9 protein-coding genes, 2 tRNA genes and 1 pseudogene are annotated in these 12,569 nt (G+C 59.6%); 7 read left to right on the forward strand and 5 right to left on the reverse strand.

The window, feature by feature from the left end; genetic code table 11:
- Positions 1–101: 101 nt before the first annotated feature.
- Positions 102–974, forward strand: coding sequence for a carboxylating nicotinate-nucleotide diphosphorylase (nadC, locus tag AC6I6L_RS00200; RefSeq protein WP_497916818.1), 873 nt, complete (start codon positions 102–104; stop codon positions 972–974).
- Between the two features lie 56 nt (positions 975–1,030).
- On the opposite strand, the gene AC6I6L_RS00205 is transcribed toward nadC, so the two are convergent.
- Positions 1,031–1,474 (reverse strand): hypothetical protein, encoded by a 444-nt coding sequence (locus AC6I6L_RS00205; RefSeq protein WP_497915702.1) that lies wholly within the window; start codon positions 1,472–1,474, stop codon positions 1,031–1,033.
- 163 nt (positions 1,475–1,637) lie between these two features.
- Between AC6I6L_RS00205 and AC6I6L_RS00210 the strand changes: the two genes are divergently transcribed.
- From AC6I6L_RS00210 to AC6I6L_RS00225, 4 genes and pseudogenes are all read left to right on the forward strand, one after another.
- Positions 1,638–2,336 carry an RNA 2'-phosphotransferase gene (locus AC6I6L_RS00210; protein ID WP_497915703.1) on the forward strand — a complete coding sequence of 233 codons (699 nt, stop codon included), beginning with the start codon at positions 1,638–1,640 and terminating at the stop codon, positions 2,334–2,336.
- A gap of 141 nt (positions 2,337–2,477) precedes the next feature.
- A complete protein-coding gene (gene chrA / locus AC6I6L_RS00215; RefSeq protein WP_497915704.1) occupies positions 2,478–3,827 on the forward strand; it encodes a chromate efflux transporter in 1,350 nt (449 codons plus the stop codon).
- A gap of 68 nt (positions 3,828–3,895) precedes the next feature.
- Positions 3,896–4,756, forward strand: a pseudogene (locus tag AC6I6L_RS00220) (PAS domain-containing protein); the annotation flags it as partial.
- Between the two features lie 45 nt (positions 4,757–4,801).
- Positions 4,802–6,544 (forward strand): PAS domain-containing protein, encoded by a 1,743-nt coding sequence (locus AC6I6L_RS00225; protein WP_497916819.1) that lies wholly within the window; start codon positions 4,802–4,804, stop codon positions 6,542–6,544.
- 372 nt (positions 6,545–6,916) lie between these two features.
- On the opposite strand, the gene AC6I6L_RS00230 is transcribed toward AC6I6L_RS00225, so the two are convergent.
- From AC6I6L_RS00230 to AC6I6L_RS00240, 3 genes are all read right to left on the reverse strand, one after another.
- A tRNA-Leu gene (locus AC6I6L_RS00230) sits at positions 6,917–6,999 on the reverse strand.
- Between the two features lie 112 nt (positions 7,000–7,111).
- Positions 7,112–8,392 carry an RNA-guided endonuclease TnpB family protein gene (locus AC6I6L_RS00235; RefSeq protein ID WP_497915705.1) on the reverse strand — a complete coding sequence of 427 codons (1,281 nt, stop codon included), beginning with the start codon at positions 8,390–8,392 and terminating at the stop codon, positions 7,112–7,114.
- Positions 8,389–8,544 (reverse strand): DUF2080 family transposase-associated protein, encoded by a 156-nt coding sequence (locus AC6I6L_RS00240; protein WP_007540613.1) that lies wholly within the window; start codon positions 8,542–8,544, stop codon positions 8,389–8,391. Before AC6I6L_RS00240 ends, AC6I6L_RS00235 begins: the two co-directional genes overlap by 4 nt.
- 42 nt (positions 8,545–8,586) lie before the next feature.
- On the opposite strand from AC6I6L_RS00240, the gene tnpA reads away from it, so the two are divergent.
- Both tnpA and AC6I6L_RS00250 read left to right on the forward strand, forming a co-directional pair.
- Positions 8,587–8,985, forward strand: coding sequence for an IS200/IS605 family transposase (gene tnpA, locus AC6I6L_RS00245; RefSeq protein WP_497915706.1), 399 nt, complete (start codon positions 8,587–8,589; stop codon positions 8,983–8,985).
- A 287-nt stretch (positions 8,986–9,272) separates the two neighbouring features.
- The gene (locus AC6I6L_RS00250) at positions 9,273–12,362 is read left to right on the forward strand and encodes a PAS domain-containing protein (protein WP_497915707.1); all 3,090 of its coding nucleotides are present in this window, start codon (positions 9,273–9,275) and stop codon (positions 12,360–12,362) included.
- Between the two features lie 76 nt (positions 12,363–12,438).
- Here the strand turns inward: AC6I6L_RS00250 and AC6I6L_RS00255 are convergent.
- A tRNA-Leu gene (locus AC6I6L_RS00255) sits at positions 12,439–12,522 on the reverse strand.
- Between the last annotated feature and the right edge of the window lie 47 nt (positions 12,523–12,569).

Here is a 12,569-nt window from a genome sequence, read left to right on the forward strand (position 1 = left end):
GACCAATTCGACACTGATACGTCCGTCACCGATCCCCGTTGCAACCTCGCCGAAACCGATCGCTTATCCTCACCGGCGTCGAACCCGTCGGCAACGGCGACATGATTACCACCACGCAGATCGATCGCTGGCTTCGCGAGGACGTCGGCCACCACGATGTGACGAACGACGTGCCCGGGGAAACGACCGGTCGTCTCGTCGCTAAAGAACCGGGGACCGCGGCGGGGATCGAGGCCGCGAGTGCCGTGTTCGAGTATCTCGATGTCGACGTGGTCGAGACCCTTGCTGAGGGAACGGCGATCGAGCCCGGCGACGACTTGTTGTGCGTCGAGGGGGCGGCTCGAACCGTCCTTCGAGGCGAGCGAGTCGCGGTCAATCTCGCCGGCCACGCCTCGGGAATCGCGACACGAACCCGTCGCGTGGTCGACGAGGCACGCGAGGCGCAACGCGCCTCGGAAAGACGAGCGGTCAGCGACCGCGAGACGCGCACCGAGTCCGACAGCGTTCGGATCGCTGCCACCCGCAAGACCACGCCCGGCTTGCGAGGGCTCGAGAAACGCGCCGTGGTTGCGGGCGGCGGCGACACCCACCGACTCGATCTCTCCCACATGGTGATGGTCAAGGACAACCACATCGCCGAGATGGGACTCGAGGGAGCGATCTCTCATTTTAGCGACCGAGCGTCGTTCGCAACAAAACTCGACGTCGAAGTCGAAACCGTGGCGGACGCACCGCGGGCCGCTGCGGCGGGGGCGGATATCGTTCTTCTCGACAACATGACCCCCGCGGAAACTCGCGACGCAGTCGATCGACTCCGCGCCGCGGGCCACGACGAAGTCCTCGCGGAGGCAAGCGGCGGCATCACGATCGACTCCGTCGCCGACTACGCCGCGACGGGCGTCGACATCATTTCGATGGGGTCGCTCACCCACTCCGCGCCGAGTCTCGATCTGTCGTTCCGAACTGGAACATAACGAACTCTGTCAGCATCGATCACTGGGACGAGTCGGTTGGATGGTCTGTGGCGTCTCTACTGGCCCGGTCGCCGTCTGGCCGCCACTGCGAGAATCGACAGCACGACCAGCGCGAGCACCGTGCCGAAGCCGAGCGTTCTGGCGTCGCGTTCGTCTTCAGCGTCGGTGTCGGTCGTCGGTCCCGATACCGAATCGGGATCGGAGACGGTCGAACCCGGAACCGTGACGCTCGTTTCGTAGATCTCATCGTTCCCGGCGTCGTCGGCCACGACGACTTCCACGGTGTGAGAAACCCCGGCGGCCGCTTCGAGGGTGTATTCGGCTCCCGACGACGTAATCTGCCCGTCTCCCGTGACGTCTTCGTCGTCCAGGAGAAGCGAGATCGAACTCACGTCGACCCCCGACAGCGCGTCTTCGTACTCGAAGCGGACGGTGACGTCGTCGTCGGACTCGATCGTCGAAACGTCGACGAGCTCTGGCGGTTCCTCGTCAACGATCAACGCGCCGTACGTCGAGAAGTGAGTGACCGTCGAAACGAGGAAGGGGTCGTCGTCGACGATCGGACGACGACGATCTCGGTTCGGCTCGAGACGCCTGAGGGATCGCAGTAACGCCGTATTACGGGCCGAACGACTCTTTTCGATCGGTCACGCAGTGCGTACCGTGTCTGTACCGATCCGGAACTGCGATCGCCACGGCCCGTTCGACGGCGACGAGCGCCGCTGTCCCGTCTGTGAGGATCGCGGCAGCCACCTCGTGTCCGGCTCGCGGCGACGCCAACTCTCGAAATTCATCAGCGGCGCGTTGCGACACTTTCCGGACGACGTCGCTCTCTCGGTCGACGATCGCGGCTGGACGCCGCTTGCCGAACTCGTCGACGCGGTCGACGGAAAATACGACTGGGCGAGCGAGCGCCACGTCACGGCGGTCGTCGCGACCGACCCGAACGGGCGGTTCGAGCGAACGACCCACGAGGACGGTGCTGAACCCGATCGTGTCCGGGCCGCCTACGGCCACTCGATCGACGTCGATCTCGAACCGACCGACGCGCCGGTCCCCGAGACGCTCTTTCACGGGACGGCTCCCGGCACGGTCGCCTCGATTCGAGCGCAGGGGCTCAGGCCGATGGCCCGCCAGCAGGTCCACCTCTCCGGAAGCCGCGAGGCGGCACGTCGCGTCGGTCGTCGTCACGCGAGCGAGCCGATCGTCCTCAACATCGACGCCGCGGGACTGGTCGCGGACGGTTATCGGATCGCAAAGCGAGGTCAGGAGACGTACACGATCGATCGCGTTCCGCCCGACTACATCGGTGTGAAGTCGGTCCAACAGGATGGGCGCTCGACGACAGGTGGGGATAACTGAGACGGCGTCGGAGGAACTGGGCTGACTGAGACGGTACTGGAGGCGTTTGGATGACTGAGACAGCAGGAGGCGTTTGAATGACTGAGACAGCAGGAGGCGTTTGGATGACCGAGACAGCACGGAGGCGGTGGACTGACCGAGATGGAACCGGGTGACACGACCCAGCCGTATCAGGGAGAGGCGTCCCCGGCGAAACTCGTCGAAATCGCCCGTTACTTCCTGTTTATCGGTATCGTCGGGTTCGGCGGGCCGCTGGTACACATCGCGATGATGGAAGACGATCTGGTCGGCAAGGACGGCGAGGGCTGGACCGAGGAGTCGATCTTCATGGAAGGCCTCGCCATCTGCAACATGCTCCCCGGCCCGGCATCGACGCAGCTGGGAATCTTCATGGGCTGGATCTACGCTGGCAATCTCGGCGCACTCGTCGCGGGCTTCTTTTTCATGTTGCCCACGTTCGTTATCGTGGTCTTCTTCTCGTGGCTGTACTTCGCCTACCAGGAACTCCCCGCCGTCGAGACGATGTTCTACGGGATCAACCCGGTCGTCATCGGACTCATCGTCGGTGCGGCGTGGTCGATGGCCAACAGTGCACTCGCCGGCGGCCACACTCACACCGAATTCGGCGTCGGTGCAGAACTCTGGTCGATCGATTACCTGCTCGTCGGCCTCCTCGCCGCCGCGGTTGTCGCGACCGCGACGCTTGGCTCGAACCCCGTCGTGCAGTTCATCCTCGCCGGGCTCGTCACCGTGGCGGTCTATCGGTCGGACTGGATGCGCGAACATGCCCGCCGCGTCGCGCACTGGTCGGCCGTGGGCGCGATCCTCGCCGCGCTCGTCGCGTTTCGCGATCGATTCCTCGACCTGCTCGGGCCAGCCGCACGCCGAACGATCGAAGCGAGTCCCGCCTGGGGGCTGCTCGTCGCGCTCTGGGGGAATCCGTGGGTTCAGTTGTTCGCGTTCATGATCTACACCGGGTCGTTCATCTACGGCGGCGGCCTCGTCCTGATTCCGTTCATCGAACTCTACGTGGTCCAGGAGTTCGGCTGGATGACCGGCCGGGAGTTCGTCGACGGCATCGCGATCGGACAGCTTTCGCCGGGACCGGTCGTCATGACGACCGCCTTCGTCGGCTACAAACTCATGCTCGACCTCTCCGGCGGCCTGCTCTGGGTCGCCGTGCTCGGGGCGCTGGTCGCGACGATCGGCGCGTTCGGTCCCTCGTTCGCGTTCATCATGGGATTCTTCCCGTACTTCGCACGAGTCCGCGAAAACGAGATCGTTCAGACGGCTCTCACCGGCGTCAACGCCGCCGTCGTCGGCGCGATCCTCGGGGCGACGGTGATGCTCGCGATCGAGTCGTTCGTCGATCCGTTCACCGTCCTGTTGGGCGTCATCACGTTCGTGCTGTTCGTCCGCGGCATCCACGCCGTCTATCTCATCCTCGGCGGCGGCGCGATCGGAGCGGTGTGGTACGTCGTCGTCATCTGATAGCTGCGGAGAGCGTCGAGCGTTGCGGCGTGGTGAGGCTTAAGTCGATCCCTGCGATATCGTTCCCAATGACCTCCGCTTCCGAAGCGGATGCGGACTCGGCGGCACAACGACGCATTCGTCAACAGGAAATCATCGCCGAACTCGGACAGCACGCGCTTAAGACGGATGACCTCGATCAGCTGATGCACGACGCGACGCGGGCTATTGCCGAAGTACTCGACGTCGAGTACGCGAAGGTTCTCGAAGTACTCCCCGGCGGTGAGTCCCTGCTCCTCCGCCGGGGCGTCGGCTGGCAAGACGGACTGGTCGGAAACGAGACGGTGCCGACGGATCTCGACTCACAGGCTGGATACACGCTTCTCACCGAGGTGCCAGTGGTCGTCGATGACCTTCGAACTGAAACACGATTTTCCGGTCCCGACCTGCTCGTCGACCACGACGTCGTGAGCGGCATTAGCGTTATTATCGGGACTGTTGGGGAACCCTGGGGTGTTTTCGGGGTACACGCGGTCGAGAAGCGTTCCTTCTCGGAGCACGACGTTGCGTTCGTGCAGAGCGTCGCCAACGTGCTCGCATCCGCCATCGAAAACCATCGCGTGCAAAGCGAGATCGAGGAGGTTCACAATCGCATCACGGACGGATTCTTCGCTCTCGACACCGAGTGGCAGTTTACGTACGTCAACGATCGAGCAGCTGACATTCTCGGCCGCGGGGCGGATGAGCTACTCGGGGCGAACCTCTGGGAAACCTTTCCGGAACTCGACGGGACCGAGTTCGAACGGCAGTACCGTACCGCGATGGAGACGATGGAGCCCGTCACCTTCGAGGCGTGCTATCCACCGCACGACGCGTGGTACGAAGAACACGTTCACCCGTCGAAAACGGGACTCTCGGTGTACTTCCGAGACGTCACCGAGAAGAACGCGCGCGAACGAGACCTCAAAAAGTCGCGGCAACGATACCGAACGCTGGTGGACAACTTCCCGAACGGGATCGTCACGCTGTTCGACGACGACCTGCGGTATCTCGTCGCAGGCGGGCAGCTGTACGACGAATTCGACTTCTCCCCCGACGACGCGATCGGAAAAACGCTCTACGAGCGGGCCACCCCAGAAGAGGTCCGGCTTCTCGAACCCCACTACCGGGCAGCACTCGACGGGGAGTCGCGGTCTTTCGAAGTCGAATACGGCGATCGTACGATGCAGTTTCGGGTCGTGCCGCTAACCGACGAGGATGGCCAGGTGTTCGCCGGCATGGCGATGTCACAGGATATCTCGGACCGAAAGGCGTACGAGCGCGACCTCGAAACGTACGAAACGATCGTCGAAACCGCTAACAACGGCATCTACGTCGTCGACGACGACGGTCGGTTTACGATGGTCAACGAGGCGTACACGGACCTCGTCGGATACTCACGGGAGGAACTGCTCGGCTCGCACGTCTCGCTGGTCGTCGACGACGAGACGATCCAGGAAGCGAGAGAAATCGAAGCCCAGATGCAGGGACGCGATGTCGGTGACCCCGTTATCGAGGCGGACATAGAAACCGCGAGTGGCGACCTCGTTCCGGCCGAAGCGACGTTTACACTGTTGCCCGGCGACGAGAACGAACGGGTCGGCATCGCTCGAGACATTACGGAGCGAAAGGAGCGCGAACGCGCGCTCGTCGAGAGCGAACGCCGGTACCGGACGCTCGTCGATCACTTCCCGAACGGTGCGGTTGGACTGTTCGACGAGGACCTCTGTTATACGGCTGTAGGCGGCGAACTGATGGACACACTGAACGTCTCACCTGAGAACCGAATCGGGGAGCCGATCACCGACATCTATCCGGACGAAATCGTCGACGACGTCGAACCCTACTTCGAGGCCGCGCTCGCGGGTGAGACGAATTCGTTCGAAGTCGAGTATCTGGATCGGCTCTTCGTCGCCACCACGCTCCCGGTCAGCGATGCCGACGACGAGGTGTTTGCCGGAATGCTCGTCGTCCAGGACGTGACCGATCGACGCGAGTATCAGCGGAAACTTGAGGCGTCGAACGAGCGCCTCGAACAGTTCGCTTACGCTGCCAGCCACGACTTGCAGGAACCGCTCCGGATGATCTCGAGTTACCTCTCGCTTATCAAGCGTCGGTACGCGGACGAACTCGACGAAGACGGCGAGGAGTTCCTCGAGTACGCGATCGACGGGGCAGGCCGAATGCGGGAGATGATCGACGGGTTGCTCGCGTACGCTCGCGTCGATACCAGAGGCGATTCGTTCGAACCGGTCGACCTCGAGACGGTGGTCGATGACGTTCTCGAAGACGTACAGCTTCAGATCGACGAAAGTGAGGCCGAGCTTACGATCGAGTCCCTCCCTCGCGTTATGGGCGATGCCAGCCAGCTCCGACAGATATTCCAGAACATTCTCGATAACGCGATCACCTACAGCGGCGACGGCCCACCGAACATCCGGATCGACGCCGATCGGCAGGGTCCGAACTGGGTAGTCTCGGTTCACGACGACGGCATTGGCGTTGATCCCGACAACCAGGACCGAATCTTCGAGGTATTCCAGCGACTTCACAGCACTGAGGAGTACGCCGGGACCGGCATCGGTCTCGCGCTCTGTCAGCGGATCGTCGAACGCCACGGCGGCCAGATCTGGGTCGAGTCCGAACCCGAAGACGGCACGACCGTTTCGTTTACGCTCACCGCGACGGAGTCCTCGTAGCGCGATCGATCGTGAACGTGAGTGTCAGTGCTTGCACCGACTTTCGAGGACTGGGATTCGAACCACGCCCGAGAACCTGCTCGCGGCGCTCGCAGAACCTCGGTCTGATTCAAATCCATCCGTTCAATTGCTATAGTAACAACTGAAACGATTTACACACCGATCGCAGAGCCATCTTGCGATCAGGTGTGCATTGACTTTCAGTGGCTACTATATCGCTCGTGATATACTCGCGATAGCAATGCGAGGGATGGGATTCGAACCACGCCCAGACGGTCCGGGTCGTTCGCACTGCTCACTCCCCGGCTGCGACTGGTCTGCTTCGAACCCCGCGTCTCGCAGACACGCCTCTCACTGTCGTTCGAGTCGGTATGCGAGTGCTGGGATTTGAACCCAGAGACTCTGCAGGAGCGGGTCTTAAGCCCACCGCCGTTGGTCTGCTTGGCTTCCCTCGCCCCGGTCGCACTGCGACCGGTGTTTATATCCACATACCGATTTTCCCCGGCTTGAATCAACCTACTGCTGTGAACCGCCTCGGGGTCAAGCCCCGAGGCTTCTTCCCGTGGTTTAATCAGAGACTCCCACCTGACCATCGGCCTGATAGCCTCGGGCGGTCGGGTGGGTCACGGTCGGGGCGTCCACGGCCCCCGATGCCTGCCGTCGCACCTTCCGAACAACGGGAAGGCTGTTGAGAGCAGGCACATTCCAATCTTGATGCTTTTTAATGCTTTTCACGGCAATGTTGACGCTTGCACCACGGTCGCTGTGGTCTTGATGCGAACAGTCCTTGCACTTGAACCGCTTTTTGTTGCGGTTCGCTCGTTCCGTATGCCCGCACATCGGACACCGTTGGCTGGTGTACTCGGGGTTAATCCACGCGGTCGGAATGCCCTCGAATGACGCCTTGTACGACGTATAGAACTGAAGGGCGCGGAACGGGAGGTGGTGCAAGCGTCGGTTCATCCGAGTGCCGTAGTCGATACTGTCGCGCATCTCTTTGAGGTCTTCAAAGACGATGCACGGCTTCTCGAACCGCTGACTCCACTCCACGATGTGCCGAGACACCTTGTGGAGCCGGTCACGGACAAACCGTTCCTCACGCCCTTCCAGCGTGTCGTGGATACTGTCCTTCCCCGCGTTCTGCACGCGCTTCCGCATCGTGAAATAGCGGTGGCGCTCGAACTTAATTTCGGGGAAGTCAATGACCAACGTGTCCTCAATACCATCCGCTGAGAGTGCAGTGAGAGCCACGTTGTCCTCGTTCACGTCCACACCGATAACCGTCCGAGAGTCCTGCTTGTCTCGCACAGTCCGTTCGGTGTTGCGAATATTGACGTGGAGTTCAGGATCTCCCCCGCGCCACAGGGATTCGCTGGTCGTGACTTTCCACTCGTCGCTCGTCAGTGCGTTCTTGAGCAAATCAAGGTGGGCGTCACTGCCTTTGAGGATGCCTTTGACGTGGTTGTAGGGTTTCGCGCTGATGCGAAACGCCACTTCGCCATCATCGGTGAGCGAGAGGTTGTAGCCTTCTTCGTAGTTGGCTCGAAGTGGGTACGCGCCATCTTTGGTGTGGCAGGGAATGTTGTAGTCATCGTAGTCGTAGTAATTCTCCATCGTTTCCAAGGCTTTGGCGACGATGCGTTGAGTCGTGTTCTTGACGAGGTCGGCCTCGTCTTCGAGGCGAGGAGAAATATCGTTCCAGTCCACGCCTTCTTTGGCGAGCCGGATGGTTTCGTTGTACACCCAGCGGGCTTCGAAGGTGGCGTCTTTGAGCAGACTTTCGTTGCCACTCTGGATGTCGAGTTGGAAGTCCAGCGTTTTCACGAGAGTCGGCTCTTCGGTTGTCATTCTTCGTCTTGTTCGGTAGGCTCTGAGGTGCGAACGACTTTCACGTCAGCGCCACGCCAGCGTTTTGGTACGGTAACGTGGGCGCTGTTCCCGAACGGCTTGACCTCTCCGTCGAGAACTTCTTCGCCGTCTATTTCAAAGCGATTCGCCATACCTGCGTATATACTTAAATGTGTCGGTGTGGTGTATCCAATATGGGGGAGAAAAGGTTGAATCACACAGTGTACAACGTCAACTATCACTTCGTGTGGTGTCCAAAATACCGCCACGCGATACTGGAGCCAATCGAGGATTCGTTGGACGAGTGTTTCCAGAAGGTATGCGATGAGTACGGCTATGACCTACAATCGTTGCACATATCTCCTGACCACGTACACTTGTTCCAGTCCGCGCATCCGAAACACGCGCCGAGCAAGATTGTACGGACGATTAAGAGCATCACAGCGCGAGAGATGTGGGAACAACACGAACCGTTTCTGAAACGGTATTTGTGGGATGGTGGATTCTGGGAGCAGTCATACTATGTCGGGACGGCAGGCACGGTGTCGAGCGAGACGATTGAACAGTATATTGAGCGAACGGAACACGTTTAGCAGGGCTTACGGCCTTCACCCTCGGGGTCAAGTGGTTCGAGAGACGGAGTCTCTCGTCATCACGGAAGACGCAGTCTTCCGAACGACCCCGAGGCACTCGGCCTGTCTTTTCTGTAGATCCAGTCAACCCTCCACGATAGTCGGGCATACGACACCTCCCGTTCGATTGGTCGAGAACAATAAATTCCCTTGTTGTTCTGTATCGATGAGTCCCGCACTTGGAATCTCGTCATCAACTACTATATAAACAGCAACCTTTACTTGCCACCACTTTATACGATGTTTCGATGAACTCGAGCCCCGAGGGAGAAACACATCTATCACGGCGGCTTCACCAACAAAAAGTCGTTGCCGACCTCGGGCAACGAGCACTCGAAACCGACGATCCTGATGAGTTGATGCACGAGGCCACGGTCGCCATCGCCGAGACGATCGACGTCGAATATGCGAAGGTACTCGAGTTATTACCGAATGGCGACGAAATGTTTCTCAGACAGGGCGTCGGGTGGTGCGATGGTCTCGTCGGAGAGGTGACGGTCTCCACCGATTTGGATTCACAGGCTGGATACACGCTGCAGTCCGAGGAGTCGGTGATCGTCGACGATATCCGTACCGAAGAGCGCTTTTCCGGTCCAGAACTCCTAACCAGCCACAACGTCGTCAGCGGGATCAGCGTCATTATCGGTTCGGTCGACGACCCGTGGGGGGTACTGGGAACGCACACGACGGAACGGCGCGAGTTTACCGAACACGACGCGACCTTCGTCAAAAGCGTCTCGAACGTGCTTGGGTTGGCGATCAGAACCAACCAGGAACATCCTGAACTCGAGGAGTTGCACGACCGCATCTCGGACGCGTTCTACTCGCTCAACGAAAACTGGGAGTTCACGTACCTCAACGACCGTGCCGAAGATCTGATCAACTTCACCGACGAAGATCTCGTTGGCAAACATATCTGGGATACGTTCGAGTGGGCTGCCGACTCCAGACTACGTGAAGAGTACGAACGTGCGATGGAGACAGCTGAAGCAACAACGTTCGAGCTGTATTACCCGGAACCACTCGAGAGTTGGTACGAGATTACCGCCTATCCCTCGGAGACGGGACTATCTGTATATTTCCGAGATGTTAGTGATCGAAAAGAGGTCGAAGCCGATCACGCCCAGACCGTACGCAACTTACGGGAGAGCGAAGAGCGATTGCGGCTTGCACTCGATGCCGGAGAGATGGGCATGTGGGAACTCGATCTCCAGAGCGAGGAGTCTCCCATCCGTTCACAACAACACGACAGGATCTTCGGCTACGAGGAACCACTCGATGACTGGAGTTTCGAGGTTTTTCTCGATCACGTCCACCCGGACGACCGTGAGGAGGTGACCCGTCGATACGAGGAGGCAGTAAAAACAGGGACGTGGGACTTCGAATGTCGGATCATCCGAGCCGACGGGGAGCGACGGTGGATCGCAGCACAAGGGGAATTTCACTTCGACAGCGACGGTGACCCCGCCCGTGCGGTTGGGGTCGTTCAGGACATCACCGACCGCAAAGTGCGTGAACGCGAACTCGAGAAATCGGAACACCTCTATCAAACACTCGTCGAACATTTCCCCAATGGTGCTGTCGCTATCGTCGATACCGACCTCCGCTACGTCACTTTTGGCGGTACTCCCGAAGGAGATACACAGATAACGAGAGCAGATATCGAAAACAGTCCCGTCCGTAATCTCCCAGAAGAATTACGAGAGGTAGTCACGCCGGGCTATGAAGCCGCTCTCGACGGTGAGGCCTCGACGTTCGAAAGCACAGTCGACGAGCGGATCTATCAATTCCATTTCACCCCAATCCGTGACGACGCGGGTGACGTTTTCGCCGCAATGGGGTTGTCACAGGACATCACCGACCAGAAAGAACGAGAAGGGTACCTTGAGGATACGAAAGCCCAGCTCGAAGCTGCAACCGAAGCCGGGGCAGTTGGGACGTGGGAGTGGAACGTTCCCGAAGACGAAATGGTCGTTGGGCAGTCATTCGCTCGGGCGTTCGGCGTCGATCCCGACAAGGCTCAAGAGGGCGTGCCACTCGATCGTTTCGTCGAGGCCATCCACGAGGACGATCGGGATCGGATCGAAGCGGCCGTCGAAGAGGCGGTCGAAACCTGTGGTGGGTACGAAGAAGAGTACCGCGTTTGGGACGACAACGGTGAGCTTCGATGGGTGGTTGCTCGCGGAAACGTCGAATGCGACGATGATGGAAATCCCGTGAGGTTCCCCGGGGCACTCACTGATATCACTAATCGTAAAGAGGCTGAAGAGGCCCTGGCCGAACGGGAAGCGGAGTTCCGGATGGTCGCAGAAAATCTCGAAGAGATCATCTGGATTATGTCGGCCGACGGATCGGAGTACCAGTACATCAGTCCGGCCTTCGACGACATCTGGGGCATCAGCCGCAAAACCCTGTATGACGATCCGAGCGCCTACGTCCAGTGGGTGCATCCGGACGACCGCGAGCGCATTCGAACGAATTTCAACAAACTTTCAGAAGTCACACTCGACGAAAGATTCCGACTCGTGCGGCCCGATGGCGAACGCCGATGGCTGCACGTCCAAGGGGAACGTGTCGAAAATAACGAGGGAATTGCACGAGTGATCGGAATTGGCCAAGATATCACGGACCGCGTGAACCGGGAACGGGAACTCGAAGAATCGAATGAGCGGCTCGAACAGTTCGCCTACGCGGCAAGCCACGATTTGCAGGAACCGCTTCGGATGGTTTCGAGCTATCTGACCTTGCTCGATCGCCGCTACTCTGAGGACCTCAATGAAGACGCCCAGGAGTTCATCGAGTTCGCGGTCGATGGTGCTGATCGAATGCGTACGATGATCGACGGCCTGCTCGAGTATTCTCGCGTCGAGACGGCGGGTGACCCGTTCGACACTGTCGATCTCGACGACGTGTTCGAGGACGTGGAAACGGATCTTCAGTTCCGGATCACCGGCTCAGATGCGGATATCACGGCCGAATCGCTTCCCCGTGTTCACGGTGATGCGGGACAGTTACGCCAGGTGTTCCAAAACCTGTTGAGCAACGCGATCGAATACAGTGGTGACGAACCACCTCGCATCCACATTTCGGCAGCACGGGAGGGATCAAAGTGGCGTATTTCGGTCGAGGATGAAGGGGTTGGCATCGATCCTAGCGAAGCCGGTCGCGTGTTCGACGTGTTCCAGCGTCTTCACAGTCACGAAGAGCACGAAGGGACAGGCATTGGTCTTGCATTATGCAAACGAATCATTGAGCGTCACGGTGGAGAAATCTGGGTCGAATCTGAACCCGGTGAGGGAGCAACATTTTCATTCACGCTTTCGGCTGCAGATTCATAGCCGCGACTCATTTCCTGATTTTCTACAGCAGTCCCGCGTCTCGCAGACACGCCTCTCACTGCCGTTCGAGTCGGTATGCGAGGGCTGGGATTCGAACCCAGGGACCTCTACAGGAGCGGGTCTTAAGCCCACCGCCGTTGGCCTGCTTGGCTACCCTCGCGGAAAACCGCATCCGGATGTAGCGCCCCCCAGGGAATGTGCGTTTCG

The organism is Halosolutus sp. DAT137 (assembly GCF_059736405.1).

What these genes read in the sequence shown, in the direction of transcription:
- nadC (WP_497916818.1), top strand. Translation starts at nt 102, where the DNA reads ATGATTACCACCACGCAGATCGATCGCTGGCTTCGCGAGGACGTCGGC.
- chrA (WP_497915704.1), top strand. Translation starts at nt 2,478, where the DNA reads ATGGAACCGGGTGACACGACCCAGCCGTATCAGGGAGAGGCGTCCCCG.
- AC6I6L_RS00235 (WP_497915705.1), bottom strand. Translation starts at nt 8,392, where the DNA reads ATGACAACCGAAGAGCCGACTCTCGTGAAAACGCTGGACTTCCAACTC.
- AC6I6L_RS00240 (WP_007540613.1), bottom strand. Translation starts at nt 8,544, where the DNA reads ATGGCGAATCGCTTTGAAATAGACGGCGAAGAAGTTCTCGACGGAGAG.
- tnpA (WP_497915706.1), top strand. Translation starts at nt 8,587, where the DNA reads ATGGGGGAGAAAAGGTTGAATCACACAGTGTACAACGTCAACTATCAC.
- AC6I6L_RS00250 (WP_497915707.1), top strand. Translation starts at nt 9,273, where the DNA reads ATGAACTCGAGCCCCGAGGGAGAAACACATCTATCACGGCGGCTTCAC.